This is a genomic window from Corynebacterium sp. HMSC073D01 (genome assembly GCF_001815555.1).
In the GTDB taxonomy this organism is placed as follows: domain Bacteria; phylum Actinomycetota; class Actinomycetes; order Mycobacteriales; family Mycobacteriaceae; genus Corynebacterium; species Corynebacterium glucuronolyticum.
The window spans coordinates 26981-48378 of record NZ_KV821086.1 but is presented as its reverse complement, the minus strand read 5'-3'; the positions used below and the strand labels follow the sequence as shown (position 1 = coordinate 48378).

Sequence of the window (21398 nt, the reverse complement as noted above, 5' to 3'; positions counted from 1 at the left end):
GTTCTCGAGCATCGGGGACGACCGGGCCACACAAAGGAACCCGTAGATTCCAAACACGGCCCAACCCCAACCACCCACCCGAACATCGGGAGCAGTCGGGCCGCGGAAGGGACACGTAGATACCAAACACGGCCCAACCCCAACCACCCACCCGAGCATCGGGAACAGTCGGGCCGCGGAAGGGACAACGGTGCTCACCCTGCGGGATTTGTGGGGGTAAAACGCGGCGGGAAGGACACCCGAGGCGTAAAGATAAGGTATGGCAAATACGAAACATGGACCACGGTTGGTAATTATCGGACTCGGGCACGTCGGCTCGCAGGTGTTGACGGAGGCGGTGCGCGCGGGGATTTTCGCGGAGATCGTCACCATCGACAAGAAGGAGGGGGTGGCGTTCGGCGAGGCGCTGGATCACCACCAGGCCTCGGCGCTGCCAGGTAACCCCGGTGTGAAGCTGCGCAGCGGGGATTACGAGGACTGCAAGGACGCGGATGTCATCATCTGTGCTGCGGGACCGTCAATGGTTCCCGACGGGACGGGTTCGCAGCCGGACCGCACGGAGCTGACTAGCGTGAACGCGAAGGAAATCCGCCAGGTGATGACGGATCTGACGGCCGTTACCCGCGATCCGGCCCTCATTTTCATCACGAATCCGCTGGACACGATGGTTTTCTTGGCAGAAAACGAGTTTGACTACCCGCGTTGCTTCGGCACGGGCACGATGCTCGATTCGTCGCGTCTGCGGCGCATCGTCGCTGATAGGTTGGGGATTTCACCGGAGACCGTGTCGGGCTACATGATGGGCGAGCACGGCATGTCCGCGTTCCCTGTGCTGTCGCGGCTGACCGCATGTGGGATTCGCGCCGACGAGTTCAAGGAGCACTTCGGCGTGAAGCTTGATCCAGAGGAGATCGGGCAGTCCGTGGTGTCGGCTGCTTACGACGTGTTTAACGCTAAGGGATGGACCAATGCGGCGATCGCCCGGTCTGCTGTACTCCTGGCGCGTGCCGTGCTTTTCGACGAGAAGGCGCTGTGGCCCGTGTGCTCCACGCTCCGCGGTGAGTATGGGTTCAACGGCGATGTGGCGCTGTCTATCCCGTCGGTGATTGGTGCGGAGGGCGTCGAGAAGCGGTTTGCGGTGTCTCTCAACGAGTGGGAGCAGGAGGCGCTGGCCAAGACGGCCGCCAGCATCCAGCAGACCATCAAGGATGCGCAGGTTACATACTAAGGCCGACCCAGACGGGCTCGGGGTGAAGCTCGATGCCCGTCTTGGAGAACACGCCGTCGCGGATGGTGCGCGCAAGGTCGACGATGTCTGCGGCGGTGGCGTTCCCGCGGTTGGTGAGCGCCAGCGTGTGCTTGGTGGATAGCCGGGCAACGGCGTCTTCCCCGGGGAACCCCTTGTTAAAGCCCGCGACCTTGTCGATGAGCCAGGCTGCCGAGAGCTTCACCTGGCCGTCGTCAGCGGGGTAGCGGGGGGCATCGTCGGGAAGCCGGTCGGCGACGGCGCTGGTGACGATGGGGTTGGTGAAGAAGCTGCCGGCGCTCCACGTGTCGTGGTCGGCGGGGTCGTAGACCATGCCCTTGCTGCGGCGCAGCTCGAGGACGGCCTCGCGCACCTCGGCGGCGGGGCGGCGCTCGCCGCCGTGGGAGGCGCCGAGCTTCTTAGCCAGCTGGCCAAAGCGCAGGGGGTGGGACAGGCCGTCGGCAAACAGTTCCAGTTCGATTTCCAGGACGACGGCGCGGCCGGTGAATTTCAGGTTGGAGTAGCGGTAGGCGAGGTCGAGGGATTCCGCGTCCACCCAGGAGACCTCACCGGAGCGGCGGTCAAAAAGTTTCACCCGGCGCAGGACATCGGCGATTTCCGCCCCGTAGGCGCCGACGTTTTGCACGGGGGTGGCCCCGGCGGAACCGGGGATCCCGCTCAGGCACTCGATTCCACCGAGCCCTGCTGCGACGGTGGTGGCCACCACGTCGTCCCAGCGGGCACCCGCCTCCGCGCGGACGGTGGATCCGTCGATGGTGACGCGGTCTATCCCCATGATGACGGCGGTGAGGTCGAGGGGGCCGTCGGCGACGAGGAGGTTGCTGCCACCACCGACGATGAGGGCATCGGGGTGGGCCTCCACCGCTTCCACCACGGCATTTTGGGTGGTGCACCGGAAGGCTGCACGCGGGGAACCACCAACGTGGAGGGTGGTTAGGTCCGCGAAGGTGACGTCGATTTGCTCGGTGCCGGCAGTCTGCGTGGAATCAAACACACCTTTAACGGTAGTCTTAGGCTTATGACTGCACGAAATGAAGTAACCGTAACTATCCCCCACTCCAAGGAAAAGGTGCTCCAGGCATGGCGCACCCAAGAGTTCTGGGATTTTGACACCAAGAACCTGTCCACCGAGCCCGGTGAGGTACACGAGTTCAACGAGGCGGACGGCAAGGTCGATGTGGCCCTCTACGAGGTCATGCCAATGACGCTGCTGCCGGAGGCTGTTCAGGGCATGATCAGCCAGGATCTGAAGATCAAGCGCACCTTCCACCTGGAGGACGAGAACACCGCCAGCTACCACAGCGATGTCAAGGGCACCCCGGTTGATTTCGGTGCGGATATCGCCGTTTCCGGCGAGGGTGACACGACGACGCTGACCTACTCCAACACCGTCGACGTGAAGATCCCGTTCATGGGTGCTGCTATCGAGCCGAAGGTGGCCGAGGCGCTGGAGCAGACCACGCAGGCTGAGGCCGATCTGCTCGGACAGTGGATTTCTGACAACCTGTAATGAAGTCACTGGGTAAGGCTCTGGTGGGTCTCCTCGTCATGGTTGTCATTCTGGCGGCTGCGGCGGAGTTTGGCCTGCGTTGGTACATCGGCAATCAACTGGAGACGTCCGTGAAGGCGCAGAGTCCAGTAGCGGTGCAGGAGAATCCATCGATCAAGTTCGGTGCCACTCCCCTACTGTTCAGTCTGGTGACCAAGACGGTTCCCAATGTCGATGTGTCGGTGCCATCGACGCTGCAGATCAGCTCCGGGGCGGATGCGCCGGTGATTAGTGGCGCACCGGCTGCCGATGTGTCGCTGACGGATCTGGATATCTCCGATCCGCAGGTGCTGCGTGCAGCGCACATGGTGGCCCACGTGGAGCTTCCCGACGAGTTCCTGCTGGCCACAATTCAGCGCCAGATGGCGGACAACCCGCCGTCAACAGGCAGCTCCATCGGCGATGCTCTCGCCCAGCGGTTCCTGCACATCAGTGGGGTGACGAGCCGGGCTGCAACACAGGCGGTGGACATTGAGTTCGCCGACGGCATCGCCACCCTCACCCTCGAGCCGCGGGCCGCCGACGGCAATCTCTCGTTTACGGCCACGAACGCCGAGTTGCTCGGCTTCGAGGTGCCGCAGGAGATCGTTGACGCGATCTCGGAGTCACTGGCCTCGGCGGCACAGGATGCGGCTGGTCAGATGAGCGTCGACAAGCTAGAAGTGAAAGATGGCCTGATAGACCTAACGGTGAGCAGCGACAACCCGAGTGTCGCTACGCAACAGTGACCCACGCGGCGGGCAACGTGCGTGCCGCCGCCTCATCCCCCTGCGCGATACGAACGCCCAGGGGGATTTCCTCGCTTACCGCCTCCTTGATCGCGATGAACTCGCTGAGGAGTGCGGACTCGTCGGTAAGGTAGTCGCGGCGGGGGACGTACTCGATCTCCGTCGCCCCCATCGCCACCGCCAACCGCGCCTCAGCGGCCTTGACAAGCGTCTGGGAGGCCCCCAGGGGGTAGCCCACGACGCAGCGCACCGTCGGCGCCTCCAGTGGCAGGTGGGTGGGCAAAACGGCGACGGGTTCGTCGGTGGCAGGCTGGGCAAGCGGGTCTAAAAATTCACGCATGGCACAATAGTAGAATGAGCACCCGATCGGAGACCATTAAGCGACTGCACGAAGCCACCCGCCGCATGATCATCCGCCAGGGAATCGGCGGCTGCCGGATCGACCGCATCACCACGGAGGCGGGGCTATCCCGGGGGGCGTTTTACTCCAATTTCACAAGCCTCGACGAGCTCCTGTCCGCCACCCTCACAGAGCACCTCACCGGGCTCACCGACCGTGCACTCGCCCTCGACAACCGCTGGATCGAATCAATCTCCCGGTTTACTCCCAGTTTCTCTCTGCTTTCCGACGCCGACAAGCTTGCCACCCTGTTGCGCAACGCTGCGGCGGCCACCGGGCTGGATGGTGACGCACAGATCATCAACCTGGAGATGATCGCTGCCGTCGCCCGTGGCCAGTTCACTGACCTGCCACTGGACGCGATGGAAGAGGCCCTCTACCACGTAGCCACCGTCGTGCTGCGCGCTATCGGCCGTGTTCCCGTCTCAACCGATTCCCCGCTTGGTCTCGCCCTTTTCAAACTCGCCCCACGCGACGAGGTCACCGCATGCTTCGCCACCATCGTCCTCATGTCACTGTCGCGTAGCGCCTAGTTTTTCTTTAGTCGCCTGGTCGGTAAAAAAGAGCGAATCGACCGTTTGGTACGAGGAGAAACCTGTCCCCTGCATAAGCTCTGGCGGAATCTTCCACGGGCCTACTCGTTTTGTTGGATCGGCGAGGTTAACAGCGGCCACGTACTGCCCGGCGCCGACATCTTCTCCACCATAGAAGACAGAGGAAAGGATCCCCCCGACCATCGTCATCGAAACTTGGGGGCCGGAAACAAGGTCAGTTAGTGTGGTGTACTGAAGCTTAGGATCTGTGGTCTTTTCAGTGGGAAAGTCGAATGCTAGATAGCCTGGCTCCGTAGAGATCATGTAGATGCGGCTATTCCGAGAAAACCAGCGGGCTATGTATCCGTGCTTTTGGCGATCATAGTCCCAGCCCTCTTGCTCATTAACCTGCTTCCATCCGTCGCCTCCATGGCGATACACATTCCAGCCGACGTTATCTTCTGTAAACCACAGCAAAAAGAGCTCCGGCTCGCCTGCATGAGTGGAAAATACGGGGATGCTTATCTTTTTCCCTTCAGTTAGCTGGATACAATCGTGATTTAGATCTGAGGAGAGAGAAAACGAATAAATTCACAGCGTATCCTCGTTATCTTCGCTAACTCTAAAAGCTCCTAGAGCTGTTCCGTCCACGGTGACCGCCGATGCTTGTCTCAGCCCCGGGAGAAGTTCCGTTCTCACATGAGTGCCAACCGTAAGTGTGAAGCTGTCCCATGCAGCACGCGGATACCCGATCAGCAGCGACCACGCACCATCATCCGATGTCATTCCACGCTGCATGCCACTTGTAACCATACCGGCATCACGTTTACTCACTGCTCCTGAGTCAGAGTCAACGATAACTAGCTTGTCGCCACTCAACAAACCAAATTGGCTCATTCCGATCCTGGTAAAAACAGGATTGTAGATGCGCTCCTCAAATCACAGTTTGACCAGTTCAGCCCGGCACGTCCCGCATGGACGGGAAGTACCGGTAAGTACCTGGAATGTCCCTCGCAATACGGCCGCTACTTGCCTTAGTAACTAAGAACGTCCTTGATGCTCGGGCGGACATCGAACCAGTAGATGCCGATAGCAACCATGCCGATCCAGCCGATGAAGGGGATCTGGTACAGAAACTGGGCGAGGGTAGAACCGGCAAGGATCGCTACCCACGTCATCTTCGGCTTCCTGTCTGCTGCAGGGAACGCGTCCTCGCGGGTGGTAAAGCACTGCAGGACGCCAAGGGCCCCGGCCAGCGCTACCGCGTAAAAGAGCCCCCTGATGACGTAGTGGAAGATAGTGAAAGCGGTTGCCATAGAGTCTAGTTATCCTTCTTCTTTAGGTTCGACCAGTCGGTATCCTGGGAAGCCTGCTTGATGTCCTCAATGAGCTGCGTGCGGGAGTCGCGAGTGCGCACGTTCAGGTTGCTGACGAACTGCTTGAGTGTCTCAATAATCGAATTCACATTCATGGTCTAGCCTCCAAATAGGACGTAGGAAACAGTGTAGATGGCAAGTCCTGCCAGGGCGCCAACAATGGTGCCGTTAAGACGAATATACTGCAAATCCTTGCCCACCATGAGCTCAATCTTGTCACTGGCTTCCTCCGCGTCCCAGCGCTGAACCGTCTCGGAGATGATGGCGGTGATTTCGGGCGCGTAGTTATCAGCAAGGAAGCGGGCCGCCTTCTGGATCTTCTCGTCCAGCTGAGCGCGGCGCTCGGCATCGTCGAGAAGGTTCTCGCCCTGGCGCTGCACGAACTCAGCGAAGCGGACACGGAGGATGGACTTCTCGTCAGTAAGGGCGCTCGTGAGAGCCTCCACGGCGTGCTCCCACAGGGCGACAGGAATCTCCTTGACCGCTGTGGAACCGAGGATTCCCTCCTTCAGATCCTCGATACGCGCCATTGTCTTCTCGTCACTTTGTAGGTCCACGGCAAATTGGGTGATGACGCGACGCACCGCGTCGCGGGCGGGGTGGAACCGATCGCGCGCCACATCGGCCGTCCATTTGACCGCCTCGCGGTAGACCTTGTCGCCAACCAGACGGTTAGCGAAGTCGGGTGCCCAGGCAGGAGCCCGATCGTCGATAAGCGTTGTGATGAGTGACTCGGACTCCAACGTCTTGCGATGCAACCACTGAGCCACCTCCTCGATGATCGGCTCCGTTTTGCCGTCGTCGATGAGCTGCTGCAGGACGCGGCCCATGGGCGGCGCCCACTGCGGTTCGGCGGCACGATCAATGACGAGCGTGCGGATGAGCTCCTGCGCGTCCTCCCTAGGCACCTCGCGCAGCACCTTCGCGCCGAGCGTTCCGGCCTCGCGGGAAACGGCGCGGGCATGGGCCGGATCCGCCAGCCACTGGCCAATCCGGTTGGGGATGCCCGCCTCGCGGACCTTCGCCACGATGAGCTCAGCGTTGAGGAAGTTCTCCCCCACGAACTGGCTAAGCGCCCCACCCAGCTGATCCTTCTTGTTCTTCACAATCGCCGTGTGCGGAATCTTCAGCCCCAGCGGGTGACGGAAGAGGGCCGTGACGGCGAACCAGTCAGCGAGCCCACCGATCATGCCCGCCTCCGCCGCAGCCCGGACGAAGCCGATCCACTCGGGCGCGTCCGCAGCAGTGCGGACCTGGACGTACCGGCACACGAGATAAATCACAGTGGCGACGAGCAGCAAACCGGTGGCAAGAGCCTTGTGACCGCGCAGCGCGCGGCGACGTTCGGCCTCCACCTCCGGCGAGGGGCCAGGGACAGGAAGTTTCGACATATAGGCCATTGTAGACATGAAAAAACCAGCCTCCCGCAACCGCCGGAGGTGCCGAAGCGGTTATGGGGGCTGGCTTGGCTAGTGAGCCCAGGAGACTAGTGCTTGTAGCCCGTAGCCTTAGAGAACTTCTTCCAATCGCGGCGACCGTAGAATACGAGGCCGAAACCGCTGACCAGCAGTACAACGGTGATGATGATACCCGCAGTAAAAATCGTGGAGTTCATCGTCGGTGCGCCACCTGCGGCGGCGAATACGAGGGTACCGATGCCGGCCAGGGTAGCCAGGATGAGACCCATGCCAATCCACGTGGAGGTCTTCAGCAGCGAGGAGTGCGGTGCAACGAAAGACACCGGCTGGTAGCCGTCAACGTAGCGATCTACGTCGAGGGAGCCAATCTCCCGCTTCTCAGTTGCTACCTCGCCGTGGGCACCGGACACGGCGGTTGCCGTGCTGGCATCGCCTCGCAGAGCGTGGTTCTCGGTCATCGCATTCTGCCTTTCTTATCAGAAAATTCTCAAGTTACGTTTCAACTTTAGTCGTCTTTACCACGAAGAGCAGCTCGCGCGCGTTCTTTCGTCACAATGGATACCGCCGTTAGGGGGATACCCGCGGGGCAGACATCAGCGCACTCGCCGTACAGCGAGCACGGCCCAAAGTTGGTTTCTAGCTCATCAATCATCCTGCGAGCGCGACGACCGCGCTCGTGCTCACCCATGGGGGTCAGACGCAGGTGCTGGAGCTTTGCGCCAGTGAACAGGTGGGCCGCACCGTTCGGGCACGCCGCGACGCACGCGCCACAGCCAATGCAGGCTGCAAAGTCGAGAGCCTTCTCGGCGTTCTCGTGGCTGGTAGCCAGCGTGTCCGCGTCCGGTGCGGTACCGGCGTTCACGGAGACGTAGCCACCCTGTTCCATGACACGATCCAGAGCGGAGCGGTCAACCACCAGGTCACGGATGACCGGGTAGGCGGCGGAGCGGAACGGTTCAATCTTCAGGGTGTCGCCGTCGTTGTGGATGCCGGCCAGGCGCTGCTGGCAGGCAGGCTTGTTTTTGTCCAGGCCGTGCGGGCGACCATTGACCTGCAGGCCACAGGTGCCACAAATACCTTCGCGGCAGTCAGAGGCGAAGGCGAACGGCTCCTTGCCTTCCTCGATGAGCTTAAGGTTTACGTGGTCCAGAAGCTCGAGGATGGACATCTGCGGTACGGCGTCCTCAACAGCGATGGCCTCGAAGTGTCCCTCGGAGTTCGAGTCGGCCTGACGCCAGATTTCAAGATTCAGTTTCATTACTTGTAATTCCTTGTCATCAGCGGGATCTCTTCGAAGTACAGGGGCTCTGCGTGGCGGATGAAGTGGTTACCTTCGCCGCGCTCCCACGCAGACACGAAGCACCAGTTCTCATCGTCGCGCTCGGCTTCGCCGTCTTCACTGAGGTGATCCGAACGGTAGTGTGCGCCACAGGACTCATCGCGATCGAGGGCATCGATGCACATGAGCTCACCGAGCTCGAAGTAGTCAGCAACGCGGTTAGCAAGCTCGAGGGTCTGGTTCATCTCGTTGGCAGCACCGGGGATGAACAGATCGGACCAGAACTCGTCGCGCAGCTTGCGGAGCTCCGGCAGAGCCTGGGAGAGAGCCTCGGTGTTACGATCCACGCCACACTTGTCGTAGAGGATCTTGCCCAGCTTCTCGTGGAAGTAGTCCGGACCGTGGTTGCCCTTGATGTTCATGAGGCGCTCAATGCGATCGTGCGCACGCTTGAGGGCTGCCTGAGCTGCCGGGCAGTCTGCCGGTGGGAGCTCCTCGCCCAGGTGCTGGCCGAGGTAGTTCGGTACGGAGAACGGGAGGGTAAACCAGCCGTCCACAGATGCGGACAGCAGCGAGTTCGCGCCGAGGCGGTTAGCTCCGTGGTAGGTCCAGGAGCACTCACCGGCGGCGAACAGGCCGTCGATAGCTGTCATCTCATCAAAGTCCGTCCACAGACCACCCATGGTGAAGTGGCAGGTCGGGGCGATACGCATCGGCGTGGTGTAAGGATCCTCACCGATCGTCTCCTCGTACATGTCGAACAGGTTGCCGTAGCGCTCAGCCACGGTGTCCTTGCCGAGACGCTCGATGGCATCGCGGAAGTCGAGGTACGCGGAGTTGTGGTTCGGGCCGACACCGTAGCCCTCAACGAGCTGCTTGGTGATGGCACGGGAAGCGACGTCGCGGGGCACAAGGTTACCGAATGCCGGGTAACGGCGCTCGAGGAAGTAGTCGCGCTCCTCATCCGGAATCGTGTTCGGGTCGCGGTCGTCGCCCTTCTGCTTCGGGCACCAAATGCGGCCATCGTTACGCAGAGACTCAGACATGAGGATGGTCTTGGACTGCCAGTCGGCGTTCTTCGGCAGACCCGTCGGGTGGAACTGAATGAACGACGGGCTGGCCATGAAGGCACCTTGATCGTAGGCGCGCATCATGGCAGATGCGTTCGAGTTCTTAGCCAGCGTGGTCTTGTGGAAGACGTTGCCGTAGCCACCGGTAGCAAGGATCACAGCGTGACCCATGTGGGCGGTGAGCTCACCGGTGATGAGGTTACGCATAACCACACCGGAGCAGTGCTTCTTGCCGTCCTTTTCGTCCACAATGATGTCGAAGAGATCATTGTGAGTGAACATCTCGACGGTGCCCTCGTTGATCTGGCGCTGCAGCGCGGAAGCGGATGCAAGCTGCAGCTGCTGACCCGTCTGACCGCGGGTGTAGTACGTACGGGACACCTGCACACCACCGAAGGAGCGGGTGGCCAGCGTGCCGCCGTACTCACGAGCGAACGGTGCACCGATGGCATTCATGTGGTCAATAACGCGGACCGACTCAGCGGCGAGACGCCAGCAGTCAGCCTCACGGCAGCGGTAGTCGCCGCCCTTCACCGTGTCTTTCACGTGGCGGTAGGTGGAGTCGTTGTCCACTTTCTTGCCACGAGCGGAGTTCACGCCACCCTGTGCAGCAATGGAGTGTGCACGACGCGGGGCATCGTGGTAGGTGAACACCTTCAGGTTGTAGCCCAGCTCGCCGAGAGCAGCAGCTGCGGCAGCACCGGCCAGGCCGGTGCCGACAACGATGATGGTGAACTTGCGACGGTTCAGCGGGGAGACCAGCGTCATGTGCGCCTTGTGATACTCCCAGGCCTCCTTCAGCGGAACACCCTCAGGCAGACCTGCCTCGAGGATGTTGCCCAGCTCAACTTCGCTCACGGACGAGGCCGGGGCGGTAAATTCCTGCCCATTGGGCATGGTGTAGGTTTCCGTGCTCTTCGCGGGCGCGGCGAAACCTTCGATCTTGGATGAAGTACTCATAGTTATCTCTGCCCCTTTCTAAACAAGCCAACCGGCGAGAACGGCGATCGGGATGAGTGCGTTACCCACCAGCACAGCGGCGGGGATGAGGTAAGACACGAACAGCAGGACTGCGCGCCAGCGCTTACCCGTGATGCCCAGGTCGCTCACTGCTGTCCAGAGCCCGTGGCTCAGGTGGAAGAACAGGATGACCATCGCGAGGATGTAGAAGATGGCAACGATCGGGCGGCTGAAGCTGGCGAGCACGTTTGCGTATGCTTCACCGTGCTCGAATGCTGCCGTTGCAGCCGGCTGTGCGCCGATCGTCAGATCCAGCAGGTGGAAGATGATGAACAGAAGCAGCACGATACCCGTGACGAGCATGGTTCGTGCGGAGAAACTGTTCAGACCCCCCATAAGGCCAGAGCGGCGGAACTTGCCGCGGGACTTCTGGCCACGCCCGTGGAGCGCGAAGGCAGAGTAAATGTGTGCGATCAGGCACACGAGGAGAACAATTCGGAATGCCCACAGGAAGGAACCGTAGGGCAACATTGGTTCACCGAACTCACGCAGGAACGCCGCGTACTCATTCAGATGGTTAACCCCGTCGGTATCCGGAAGGAAGATCTTCAGGTTTCCGATCATGTGGACAAAGACGAACAGGCCGAAAATAATGCCCGTAATCGCCATAATGAGCTTCAACGCCCATGAGGGCGCGCTCGGCCGCTCACGCAGCGGCTTTGTAGTGATTTTACCGTGAGCAATGGCCTCACGGTCATCATATTTAACAGTCATGGCACCTCCAGTGTCCCTTTTACCTTACGGCCTAGCAGAAAAAATCTCCCACTTTCCGTATCTTGACGTGCTTAACGTCACACATCGAGCGCAGGGCCTTACTAGCCCGTGAGTAACAGTGCTCAGCAATAACTTAGTTTTCACGGTCACGAAATATTCGCGATAGCACGTATTACGCCCTCGAACGTGGTAATTCTTTTTAATTATTACTGGCACCGCGTGACCGATTTTCGCCCTTTTTGCGGGCAATCATCTCACGACGCAGCTCCATCAACTCCGGATCATCGCGAACCAGAGCAACCAGCTGACAGTCCTGCGGCCCGGTCGCTCCCGGCACACAAAGCGAGCACGGATCTCCATAGCGAATCGGGCACTTCGGCTCTACTGGCATAACCTAAAGGTAACATGTAACGAGCATTTTTCTGGCATTTTCCCCCGCTCAACCCCCTATTTTGCACCTTTATATATATGCGCAATTTGTTGCGTAATTCGGGCGCATCGCCGTTGACCTGGCCCACAATAAAAATGCGTCACGCACAGCTCGTGTACGTGACGCACAATGTTTTCCACCCTAAAAGGTGGGGTTAGACACTTACAGGTTGATCATATGGCCAGCAATGCCGTGCGCAGCTTCCTTCATCGCCTCCGACATCGTCGGGTGGATGTGGACGTTGCGGGCAATTTCTTCTGCGGTGAGGTCGAAGCGCTGGGCCAGCGTCAGCTCCGGAATCATCTCGGAGACGTTGGAGCCCACCATGTGTGCACCGAGCAGCTCGCCATGGCGACCATCGGCAATGATCTTGACAAAGCCCTGAGACTCGCCAAGGCCCTGTGCCTTGCCGTTTGCGGAGAACGGGAAGGAGGCGACCTTGATCTCTGCGTCCGGGAACTTTTCCTTGGCCTTCTCTTCTGTGTAACCGAAGGATGCGACCTGCGGGTTGCAGAACGTGGCGCGCGGCATCATCATGTAATCGCCGAGCTCCAGGGTCTCTGCCCCAGCGATCGTCTCGGCTGCGACGATACCCTGCGCCTCAGCGACGTGGGCGAGCTGCAGCTTGGCCGTCACGTCGCCGATAGCGTAGATGTGCTCGACGCTCGTGCGCATGCGCTCATCGATGTCGATGGCGCCACGCTCGGTGAGCTTCACGCCGGTGTTCTCCAGGCCGTAGCCCTCGGTGCGCGGTGCAAAGCCGACAGATACGAGGACGCGATCAACGGTGAGCGTCTCGCTCTTTGCCCCGTCCTTAGACTCGATGTCCACCTCGACGGAGTCACCGTTGTCACGCACAGCCTTGGTGGCGTGAGCGGTGAGAAGTTTAACGCCTAGCTTCTTGTATTCGCGGGCAATCGCCTTAGACACCTCGGGATCCTCGTTCGGCAGAACGCGATCCATGAACTCGACGATGGTAATCTTCACACCGAAGTTAGCCAGTACGTACGCGAACTCCATGCCGATAGCACCCGCGCCCACGATAACCATGGACTCCGGAAGCTTCTCGTTGAGGATCTGCTCCTCGTAGGAGACGACGTTCTCCGAAAGCTCGACACCGGGGAGGCTCTTCACAACGGAACCCGTGGCGATGATGCAATCGTCGAAGGTGATTTCCTTGCCCTTGTCATCGCCGTCGGTGATCTCCAGGGTCTTCGCATCCTTGAAAGAGCCGAGGCCGTTAATCTCGGTGATCTCGTTCTTCTTCATGAGGAAGTGGACGCCCTTGACAATGTTGCCCGAGACCTTGCGGGAGCGCTTGTGCGCCGCCTCGAAGCTCATGGTGACGTCGCCCTCAATACCGAAGGTCTTCTTTTCCTTGGTCAGGACGTGAGCAAGCTCCGCGTTCTTGATGAGCGCCTTCGACGGGATACACCCGACGTTGAGGCACACGCCGCCCCAGTACTGCTTTTCCACGACCGCCACTTTTTTACCCAGTTGGGCTGCGCGAATGGCAGCAACATAGCCGCCAGGGCCCGCACCGAGTACAACTACATCAAAATGTTCACTCATACTGTCTAAGTGTACGGATACACAGGGTTCCCCGCTTGCGGTTTGAAAACATTTTCCATGCATGAATAGCAAAAAGGCGAGGTTGGAACTAAATTCCACCCTCACCTAGGCGCATAAAATCCCCCACCGACCAGCCCCCAAATTTAGGTAGTACTAAAAGAGCAGGCCCCCGCCAGGTGCCCGCTTCGCGGTACATCCGCCACGTTCTACCCGCTGATGCGGATTAGATCATCCCCATCTCTGCGCTGGTGATCGCCAGCGAGGAGGATCCGTTGTGCAGCAGCATGCCGAGGAACTCGTTAATGGCAATAAGGATCTGCTCGAGGGGCTCGAGGGGGAAGAACTGCATGTTCAGCCTTTCTTTGCAGGTGTTTGACAAACTTTCGCCGACAACCTGTGACACGCATTCACGCGAAGTGGAGATTCAACACGTCTGGCGCCAGGTTCGCTAGCGATTCTATAAGCTCTATTCATATTGTGTGCCCATTACGTTACACCAGAGGTACCGCAGGGTTACGCGTGTTAACGTAACAGGATAGTATTTCGATATAGCATGTGATCCCCCTGTGGGGGATGGATAAGAACTAAAGAAATACTAGCCATTACTTCTTAACTGTGAGGATGTTTCGATGAGCCATCTACGTTCCGCCTCGTCGCGCGCACGTCGTTTCGCTGCAAGCACCATTGCCGTCGCCACGATGGTCGCCGGCCTGCCCGCCATTGCCACTGCCCAGGAAGCCGCCGTCGCAACGGCTAACACGACGGATCCGGCCGACGTTGCTGCCACCCCGGCGGCAGAGACCACGGAAAACAGCGACGGCCTAGCCACCCTCACCAAGGAGAATAACGACGGCGAAGCCCTGCAAAAGTGGCGTTCGCGAATCGGTGGCGAGAAGCGCGGCATACTCAAGGACGAGAAGGGCGAGCCAATCAAGGATGCGAATGGCAACCCCAAGATGGGCTACGTTTATCGGGAAAACAGCGCCGGCGAGAAGTTCTACGTGTACAACACCGGCTCCAACGATCCGCAGGTCAGCGTCTACCAGGCCACGTCCCCGTCGATGAACGGCCGATCCATTCCGCTCGTCGTCATCCACGCGAAGGACCCGGGTCGCCCGACGCTGTACGTACTCAACGGCGGTGACGGTGGCGAGGGTTCCGCCAACTGGATCATGCAGACGAAGATGATCGATTTCTACAAGGATAAGAACATCAACGTCGTCGTCCCCATGGAGGGCAAGTTCTCCTACTACTCCGACTGGGTCAACGAAAAGAAGAACCTTGGTGGCAAGCAGATGTGGGAAACTTTCCTCACTAAGGAACTCCCGCCCGTGATTGAGAAGGAACTGCAGGCCAACGACAAGCGCGCCATCACCGGCATGTCCATGTCCGCCACCACGGTGCTCCTGTACGCACAGCACCACCCGGGCTTCTACGATGCGATCGGCAGCTTCTCCGGTTGCGCCCAGACCAACGACTCCATGGGCCGCATCGCGATCGATCTCACGCTTGAGCGCGCAAGCTCCAACGTGAACGAAATGTGGGGCAATGGCGAGGCATTCCAGCCGGGATTCCTGGACAAGCCAGTGGACAACTACCTGCAGTACAACGACGCACTCGTGAATGCAGAGAAGCTCCGTGGCCAGACGATGTACATCTCTAACGCCTCCGGTCTCTCCGGCCGCTGGGATTACTGGTCCAGCCCGCGTACCAAGGGCAACTCCGCCGCGATGGCCGAGGTTGAGGTCGTCGGTGGCGTGATTGAGGGCGCTACCAACTTCTGCACCCACCAGCTCAAGGCGAAGCTGGACAAGGCGGGCATCCCCGCCGAGTGGAACTTCCGCCCGACGGGCACCCACCAGTGGGGCTACTGGGAGGATGACATGCACCTCTCCTGGCCGACGCTGGCCAAGGGCCTGGGCATCGAAAACGAGCTCAACAGCTAACCCACACTCTTTCCCCTCACCTCACGGTGGGGGGATTTTTTTTGCTTTTCGACGCTCCACTCCCGCCGCTTGCCCCAACGCGGCCCAGCCTCGCCAGAACACTCGCACTTCAGCACTACCTGGGCCGCACTCGGTTCAGCGCGCTCAGGGCCAGATCCCTTAACTGCCTAATTAGTCCGTATTTCGAGGGAATTGTTGAGTTTGCGTTCCGCACCCCTGTCCCCAACGCGGCCCAACCTCGCCACTGCACTCACACATCCTCCCCGCCTGGGCCACACTCGGTACAGTCTGTCCCCAACGCAGCCCAGCCCCAGCCAGCCACTCGCACATCTGCCTCACTTGGGCCGCAGTCGGTACGGCAGGTGACCAACCGGGTGCGACGAGGCCGCTGTGTAGGATTCTCCCTATGAAGGCGATGAGCATAGCGACGATATTTTCCGCACTATCGGGGTTTATCGTCATCTTCGTAGCCACCCTCGCCCTCGACGGCCAGGTTTTTGAGCAGTTCAACGCCTACTGGGGTCTGTTCTTCGCCGTCGCCGGCCTCATCGACGGTCTCATGCAAGAAACCACCCGCGCCGTCTCCTCCCCGCACCCGCGTGGCACTGCCCGCCCGCACGCCACGGCGCTCATCCTCGGTGGGATCATCGGCACGTTTGCCATTCTCTTCGGGCCGCTGTTCCTCCCACGGCTTGTCGACGACCACCCGGTCACCGCTTCTACCCTTCTCACCGTGGGCATCGTCTGCTACGCCTACCAGGCAGCATTGTCAGGCATCCTCTCCGGCCTGAAGCTCTGGAACCACTACGCGGTACTCCTCATCCTCGACTCGGGGATTCGCCTCGTCCTCGTGCTCATCGCACTTGCCGCGGGGTGGGGTCTCACCTCCTTCCTCATCGTCACCGTCATCGGGGCACTGAGTTGGGCGGTCATCATCGCCTGCTCACCCCGCGCCCGGCACAGCCTGCTTACCTCGCATGCCGACGTTTCCAATACCCAATTCATGCGCCGCGTCACCGCCGCCATGCTCGCCTCCGGGGCCTCCGCAGCGCTGATCACTGGCTTCCCGGCGATGATGAAGTTCACCGGGGATTCCGGGACGCTTGCCGGGCTGATGCTCGCTATCACGCTGACCCGCGCGCCGATCCTCGTCCCCCTGCAGCGTTTCCAGTCCGCCCTCATCGTGTACTTCGTGGAAAAGAAGGGGTCCCCGGTGAAGCCTATCCTGTCCGTCATCGGCGTGGGGGCGATCGGGGCGCTGGCCGCCTACCTCATTGGGCCGTGGATCCTACGCACCTTCTTCTCCCCCGATTACTTCGTCAGCGGCTGGATCCTCGCGATCCTGACCTTCGCTGCCGCATGGATGGGCGCCCTCATCATCACCGGCACGCGCACGCTGGCGGCGGAACAGCACCGTCTTTACGTCCTCGGTTGGATCGCCGCCTCGGTATCCGCTTTCGGCATCCTGCTGCTACCTCTTCCCACCACCGCTGCCGTGCTTCTGGCTCTGACAGCGGGTCCCGCCATCGGCATCGTGGTACATCTAGTCGGGTTTTCTTCCCAGCGTGACCGGGGTGTGACACATCGCGGTGGCGCGACTGCCTAGACGCGGTAGTGTTATTTTCTATGCAGACTCTTGCCGTGTTGATGTCGGTGTATCACAAGGTGGACCCAGCCGAATTCGCTGAGGCCCTCGAATCGATTTTCTCGCAGACCCGACCGGCCGATGAGGTGATCCTGGTGAAGGACGGGCCCCTTACGGACGAGCTGGATGCCATCATCGACGGCTACGGTGACAATCTGACTGTCGTTCCCCTGGAACGAAACTGTGGCCTGGGTGCCGCCCTCGCGCGTGGCCTGGAGCATGTGACTGCGGAGTTCACCGCCCGCATGGATACCGACGATGTGAGCCTGCCCCACCGGTTTGAGACTCAGCTCGCCTGGTTTGCCGAGCACCCCGAAACCGATGCTCTCGGCTCGGCGATGGTGGAATTCTCCGATGCGGGCGACCATGGCGTGCGTGCCATGCCCGAGCACGCCATAGAGATCCATTCCTATGCCACAATAAACAGCCCCATGAACCACCCGACGGTTATGTTCCGCACCCAGTCCGTCCGGGACGCGGGTGGCTACCAACCGATCAAAAACCTGGAGGACTACGACCTGTGGGCGCGGATGCTCGCCTCGGGAATGCGTCTGCACAACCTCCCCGAGCCCCTCGTCCGCTTCCGGCTCGACGATGCTGTTTTCTCCCGCCGCGCCGAGGGCATGTGGGAATCGGAAGTCCAGCTGCAACGCAACCTCGCAGCGTACGGACTCATTTCCAAGAAGCGAGGGCTGGTCAATCTCCTCGTGCGGTCGGCCTACCGGGCAATCCCGCAAGGGCTCGTTCGGCGGGTGTACGAGACTCTGTTCAACTGACACGCTATTGTTTACGGTGTTATGCAGAATCAAGACACGTGGCTTATCATTCCGTGCTTCAATGAGGGCACGGTTATTGGTGATGTGATCCGCCACGCGCGCGAAACATTCCCTAATATCGTGGCCGTCAATGACGGCTCCTCGGATAACTCTGCGGAAGAGATCCACAAGGCCGGCGCCCATCTCGTCAACCACCCGGTGAATCTGGGGCAGGGTGCCGCTATCCAGACGGGCGTGGAGTACGCGCGTTCTCAACCTGGCGCGCAGTATTTTGTCACCTTCGATGCGGATGGGCAGCACCAGGTGAAAGACGTCGTGGCGATGCTCGACCGGCTGCGCAACGAGGATGTGGATATTATCGTCGGCACGCGGTTTGGGTGCCCGCGCAAGGAAGACGACCAGGTGCCGTGGATCAAGCGCCTGGTGCTGAAAACCGTCGTTTTGCTGTCTCCCCGAACCCGCAAGCTGAGGCTCACGGACGCACACAACGGCCTGCGTGTGTTTAATAAGAAGGTAGCCGATGAGCTGAACATCCGCATGAACGGCATGAGTCATGCCTCGGAGTTTGTGGCACAGATGGATGAGCGTGGTTGGCGCGTCTCTGAGCAGCCGGTGGATATTTTGTACACCGAGTACTCGATGAGTAAGGGTCAATCGCTGATCAACGGTGTCAATATTCTTGCCGACGGCTTCATCGCAAGGAGGCTCAAATGATTCAGGTCCTACTCCTCGCCGCCACGGCGGTCCTCGCCATCTTCTTCCTCTCCAACCGCCGCAAGTCACGCGCGAAGGCCGGGGTGAAGATCGGCTTCGTACTGTTCGTCATCGCCAGCGTGTGGGCCATTTTACGGCCCGACGATCTGACGGTTGTGGCCAACTGGGTTGGTGTGGACCGAGGCACAGACCTCATGCTGTATGCGTTGGTCATTGCCTTCTTGTTTGTGACTATGTCGGCCTATATCCGCTTCCGTGAGCAGGAATTGAGGTATGCACGCCTCGCCCGCGCCGTAGCGCTCCAAAACGCTGTGACCCCGGACGACGACACGCAGCCGTAATCAGCTTCGTTATTACGACCTGTCGCGCGATAATCGGCCACATCCATACGGAAGATGAAGGAGTGCAAGAACGATCGCAGCAACGCCCTCAAGCATCTATCCAACGCTGATGGGGGCGGGTCCCCTCCTCCTTCCTCTGCACTCAACCACGGTGGTGGGGCTCTGCCATCAACCGAAGGGTCACCGATCACGGAGAAACGACCTACATTGCGGATTTCGATGCCTCCATACCATGTCCACAGGAGGCAGCTCGACGAAGGTTAATGGACTGTATTGCAGATTGGAATACATCCGCATCACCGGTGGCCAGGTGAGGTGGTTCAAGCCGGCCGCTAGGAAGAGAATATGAGCTTTCCTCCACGTCCAGCACCGGTAGGCTTGTAGGCTGGTACGAAAGCTAGGAAGGAATCGAATGAAGAAGTCACTCTACTGGGTCCTCGGCGCTATTGCGCTGGTGGCCGCCGTCCTTATTGGCTACGCCCTCGGTGGCAGTGGCAAGGACAAGGATGCGCCACCGGCTCCCGACCCCACCACCGTCTCCTCCGTCGCCCCGTCGACGCAGGCGCAGGCAGCAGTGAAGATTGAGCCCTCGGGTGAGACCGGCGCTTTCCTGTGGGGCCCCGGTAAGACCATCGCCACCAGTGAAGACATCACGCATGTCCACCGCCGCATGGCAAACGACCCGTTCGCCATCGGCAAGGTCGATGCCCCTGTGGTTATCAGTGAGTTTTCCGATTTCGAGTGCCCCTTCTGCGCCAAGTACGCCAATGAGACGTACCCCCAGGTGCTGAAAGATTACGTGGATAAGGGCCTTGTCCGCGTGGAATGGAACGACATGGCCGTCAACGGCCCAGATGCTATCAAGGCCGCCGAGGCCGGGCGCGCCGCCGCCGCTCAGGGCAAGTTCCATGAGTTCCACAACGCGCTGTACACCGCCAGCAAGGACATCCAGGGCCACCCGGAAAACGACATCGAGGACTTCGTCCGCTTCGCCACCGAGGCAGGCGTTCCCGATCTTGATCGCTTCCGCTCTGAGGTGGAAAGTGGCACATACACCCAGGCCGTCACCAGCGCCACCAAGTACGGCGCATCCATCGGCATCTCCGGTACGCCGTCCTTCATCATCGGTGACCAGTTCGTCTCCGGCGCACAGCCCTACGAGGTTTTCCAGAAGGCGATCGAGGAGCAGCTGCAGAAGAACAAGTAGCGCACACATCCCAAGCCGGCGATTTCGGTCGTCGGCTTTTTGCATGTCTGGCTTCTCCGGTCTTGCTTGCTACCGAATGTGGCCCAGCTGGAATGCAGCACCCGACATTCGGCAGCACCTGGGCCGCGCTCCGCATCACGTCACGCTCGAATACTGAACACGTCCCAGCTGGAACGCAGCACCCGAGGTTCAGCATCCCTCTGGCCGCGCTCCGCATCGCCTTGTCCCGAACGCGTCCCAACCGGGGAACGGCACCCGACATTCGGCAGCACCCGGGCCGCGCTCCGCACCATGTCACGCTGGAATACCGAATGCGGCCCAATCGATCCCAACGAGCGACACTCCTACGCAGGATGGGCCGCATTTCGGTTTTTTGGGTGCGAAGACAACAAATCCCGGCAGCATGCTGGATACTACCGGGCTAAAGAAATCAGAAGCATTACTTCACACTGCGGAAGTACTCCACCGTCTTGGCGATGCCCTCCTTCAACGTCACCTGCGGCTCCCAGCCGAGGACCTCGCGCGCACGCGTGGAATCAAGCGAGCTGCGCTCAAGATCACCAAGGCGAGCAGGAGCAAACTCCGGGTCATCGGTCGCACCAGCAGCTGCAGCAACAAGAGAATGCAGGTCACGGTCACTGGTCTCCACACCAGTACCAATATTGAACCGCATGCCACCACCCTTGTTGCCACTGGCCAAGTAGAACGCGCGAGCAACGTCGCCAACATAGACATAGTCACGGGTGTTGGAACCGGAGCCGAACACCTTCGTCGGCAAGCCGTTGAGCAGGTGCTGGCTGAAGATCGCCACCACACCGGCCTCACCATACGGATCCTGACGCGGCCCATACACGTTCGCCGGGGCGATGTGGGAGCACTCCAGGCCGTACAGGTGACGGTACGTGTTCAGGTAAATCTCACCGGAGACCTTCGATGCAGCGTACTGCGAATGCGGGTCAACCGGAGTCTCTTCTGAGACCGGGAACTGGGTGGGGGCACCGTAAATTGCGCCACCGGAGGACGTGAACACGATCTTGCGTACGTCATGACTACGGGCAGCCTCCGCCAGGCGGATCGTGGTCAGAATGTTGGTCTGGGCATCGAAGATTGGGGATGCCACGGATTTGCGCACATCGATCTGTGCGGCGAGGTGGAAGACAACCTCGGGGGCGTACTCGTCGAAAAGTTCGTCCACGTCGATCTTTAACAGGTCCGCCTCGACGAGGGGAACACCGGCAGGCACGTTTTCCCGCTTGCCGTGGGACAGGTTATCCACCACAACCGGCTCATGTCCCTCAGAAACCAACAATTCCACAAGATGGGAGCCAATAAACCCGGCTCCACCAGTTACAAGTGCGCGCATGTATCAAATTGTAGTTTATGGACATATGAGTATCATGTGCTGGTTGCAAT

General features: G+C 60.1%; 24 protein-coding genes. 10 read left to right on the top strand and 14 right to left on the bottom strand.

The window, feature by feature from the left end:
• The first annotated feature begins 259 nt into the window (after positions 1–259).
• Positions 260–1228, top strand: a complete 969-nt coding sequence (locus HMPREF3044_RS12375) for a lactate/malate family dehydrogenase (protein WP_070742170.1) — start codon at positions 260–262, stop codon at positions 1226–1228.
• Here HMPREF3044_RS12375 and HMPREF3044_RS12370 read toward each other — a convergent pair.
• Positions 1218–2261 (bottom strand): UDP-N-acetylmuramate dehydrogenase, encoded by a 1044-nt coding sequence (locus tag HMPREF3044_RS12370; RefSeq protein WP_070742168.1) that lies wholly within the window; start codon positions 2259–2261, stop codon positions 1218–1220. The genes HMPREF3044_RS12375 and HMPREF3044_RS12370 overlap by 11 nt on opposite strands.
• 24 nt (positions 2262–2285) lie before the next feature.
• On the opposite strand from HMPREF3044_RS12370, the gene HMPREF3044_RS12365 reads away from it, so the two are divergent.
• Both HMPREF3044_RS12365 and HMPREF3044_RS12360 read left to right on the top strand, forming a co-directional pair.
• Entirely contained in the window at positions 2286–2777 is a 492-nt protein-coding gene (locus tag HMPREF3044_RS12365) for a DUF2505 domain-containing protein (RefSeq protein ID WP_005390704.1), read from the top strand.
• Entirely contained in the window at positions 2777–3544 is a 768-nt protein-coding gene (locus tag HMPREF3044_RS12360) for an LmeA family phospholipid-binding protein (protein ID WP_005390706.1), read from the top strand. Before HMPREF3044_RS12365 ends, HMPREF3044_RS12360 begins: the two co-directional genes overlap by 1 nt.
• On the opposite strand, the gene HMPREF3044_RS12355 is transcribed toward HMPREF3044_RS12360, so the two are convergent.
• Positions 3531–3884, bottom strand: coding sequence for a hypothetical protein (locus HMPREF3044_RS12355; RefSeq protein ID WP_005390708.1), 354 nt, complete (start codon positions 3882–3884; stop codon positions 3531–3533). The genes HMPREF3044_RS12360 and HMPREF3044_RS12355 overlap by 14 nt on opposite strands.
• Before the next feature lie 14 nt (positions 3885–3898).
• On the opposite strand from HMPREF3044_RS12355, the gene HMPREF3044_RS12350 reads away from it, so the two are divergent.
• Positions 3899–4477: a TetR/AcrR family transcriptional regulator gene (locus HMPREF3044_RS12350; protein WP_070742166.1), complete on the top strand. Its 579-nt coding sequence runs from the start codon at positions 3899–3901 to the stop codon at positions 4475–4477.
• Here HMPREF3044_RS12350 and HMPREF3044_RS12345 read toward each other — a convergent pair.
• The 11 genes from HMPREF3044_RS12345 to HMPREF3044_RS13580 form a co-directional block, all read right to left on the bottom strand.
• Positions 4457–4954, bottom strand: coding sequence for a hypothetical protein (locus HMPREF3044_RS12345; protein ID WP_141759703.1), 498 nt, complete (start codon positions 4952–4954; stop codon positions 4457–4459). The genes HMPREF3044_RS12350 and HMPREF3044_RS12345 overlap by 21 nt on opposite strands.
• A gap of 557 nt (positions 4955–5511) precedes the next feature.
• Positions 5512–5793, bottom strand: coding sequence for a DUF2516 family protein (locus HMPREF3044_RS12335; RefSeq protein WP_005390715.1), 282 nt, complete (start codon positions 5791–5793; stop codon positions 5512–5514).
• Between the two features lie 5 nt (positions 5794–5798).
• Positions 5799–5948 (bottom strand): hypothetical protein, encoded by a 150-nt coding sequence (locus tag HMPREF3044_RS13200; protein ID WP_005390716.1) that lies wholly within the window; start codon positions 5946–5948, stop codon positions 5799–5801.
• Positions 5949–5951: 3 nt separating this feature from the next.
• Positions 5952–7262: a DUF445 domain-containing protein gene (locus HMPREF3044_RS12330; protein ID WP_034989227.1), complete on the bottom strand. Its 1311-nt coding sequence runs from the start codon at positions 7260–7262 to the stop codon at positions 5952–5954.
• A 77-nt stretch (positions 7263–7339) separates the two neighbouring features.
• On the bottom strand, positions 7340–7729 hold the full coding sequence (locus tag HMPREF3044_RS12325; RefSeq protein WP_005394715.1) for a hypothetical protein: 390 nt from the start codon (positions 7727–7729) through the stop codon (positions 7340–7342).
• Positions 7730–7776: 47 nt separating this feature from the next.
• Positions 7777–8529 (bottom strand): succinate dehydrogenase/fumarate reductase iron-sulfur subunit, encoded by a 753-nt coding sequence (locus HMPREF3044_RS12320; RefSeq protein ID WP_005390728.1) that lies wholly within the window; start codon positions 8527–8529, stop codon positions 7777–7779.
• Positions 8529–10517, bottom strand: a complete 1989-nt coding sequence (locus HMPREF3044_RS12315; protein WP_034989352.1) for a fumarate reductase/succinate dehydrogenase flavoprotein subunit — start codon at positions 10515–10517, stop codon at positions 8529–8531. The genes HMPREF3044_RS12320 and HMPREF3044_RS12315 overlap by 1 nt, the downstream gene beginning before the upstream one ends.
• Positions 10518–10598: 81 nt before the next feature.
• Positions 10599–11354, bottom strand: coding sequence for a succinate dehydrogenase cytochrome b subunit (locus HMPREF3044_RS12310; RefSeq protein WP_005390732.1), 756 nt, complete (start codon positions 11352–11354; stop codon positions 10599–10601).
• Between the two features lie 199 nt (positions 11355–11553).
• Positions 11554–11745 carry a DUF6767 domain-containing protein gene (locus HMPREF3044_RS13020; RefSeq protein ID WP_081446532.1) on the bottom strand — a complete coding sequence of 64 codons (192 nt, stop codon included), beginning with the start codon at positions 11743–11745 and terminating at the stop codon, positions 11554–11556.
• A 201-nt stretch (positions 11746–11946) separates the two neighbouring features.
• On the bottom strand, positions 11947–13356 hold the full coding sequence (gene lpdA, locus HMPREF3044_RS12305) for a dihydrolipoyl dehydrogenase (protein ID WP_005394714.1): 1410 nt from the start codon (positions 13354–13356) through the stop codon (positions 11947–11949).
• Positions 13357–13579: 223 nt separating this feature from the next.
• Entirely contained in the window at positions 13580–13705 is a 126-nt protein-coding gene (locus HMPREF3044_RS13580) for a hypothetical protein (RefSeq protein WP_005390738.1), read from the bottom strand.
• A 280-nt stretch (positions 13706–13985) separates the two neighbouring features.
• On the opposite strand from HMPREF3044_RS13580, the gene HMPREF3044_RS12300 reads away from it, so the two are divergent.
• From HMPREF3044_RS12300 to HMPREF3044_RS12275, 6 genes are all read left to right on the top strand, one after another.
• Positions 13986–15302: an alpha/beta hydrolase gene (locus HMPREF3044_RS12300; protein WP_040428959.1), complete on the top strand. Its 1317-nt coding sequence runs from the start codon at positions 13986–13988 to the stop codon at positions 15300–15302.
• A 406-nt stretch (positions 15303–15708) separates the two neighbouring features.
• Entirely contained in the window at positions 15709–16908 is a 1200-nt protein-coding gene (locus tag HMPREF3044_RS12295; RefSeq protein ID WP_070742162.1) for a polysaccharide biosynthesis protein, read from the top strand.
• 20 nt (positions 16909–16928) lie between these two features.
• Complete coding sequence (locus HMPREF3044_RS12290) at positions 16929–17723, top strand: glycosyltransferase (RefSeq protein ID WP_070742160.1); 795 nt, start codon at positions 16929–16931, stop codon at positions 17721–17723.
• A 21-nt stretch (positions 17724–17744) separates the two neighbouring features.
• Positions 17745–18437 carry a glycosyltransferase family 2 protein gene (locus tag HMPREF3044_RS12285; RefSeq protein ID WP_070742158.1) on the top strand — a complete coding sequence of 231 codons (693 nt, stop codon included), beginning with the start codon at positions 17745–17747 and terminating at the stop codon, positions 18435–18437.
• Positions 18434–18778, top strand: coding sequence for a DUF2304 domain-containing protein (locus HMPREF3044_RS12280; protein ID WP_005390761.1), 345 nt, complete (start codon positions 18434–18436; stop codon positions 18776–18778). The genes HMPREF3044_RS12285 and HMPREF3044_RS12280 overlap by 4 nt, the downstream gene beginning before the upstream one ends.
• A 412-nt stretch (positions 18779–19190) precedes the next feature.
• On the top strand, positions 19191–19985 hold the full coding sequence (locus tag HMPREF3044_RS12275; RefSeq protein ID WP_070742156.1) for a DsbA family protein: 795 nt from the start codon (positions 19191–19193) through the stop codon (positions 19983–19985).
• A gap of 439 nt (positions 19986–20424) precedes the next feature.
• Here the strand turns inward: HMPREF3044_RS12275 and HMPREF3044_RS12270 are convergent, their stop codons facing one another.
• The gene (locus tag HMPREF3044_RS12270) at positions 20425–21348 is read right to left on the bottom strand and encodes an NAD-dependent epimerase/dehydratase family protein (protein ID WP_005390767.1); all 924 of its coding nucleotides are present in this window, start codon (positions 21346–21348) and stop codon (positions 20425–20427) included.
• Between the last annotated feature and the right edge of the window lie 50 nt (positions 21349–21398).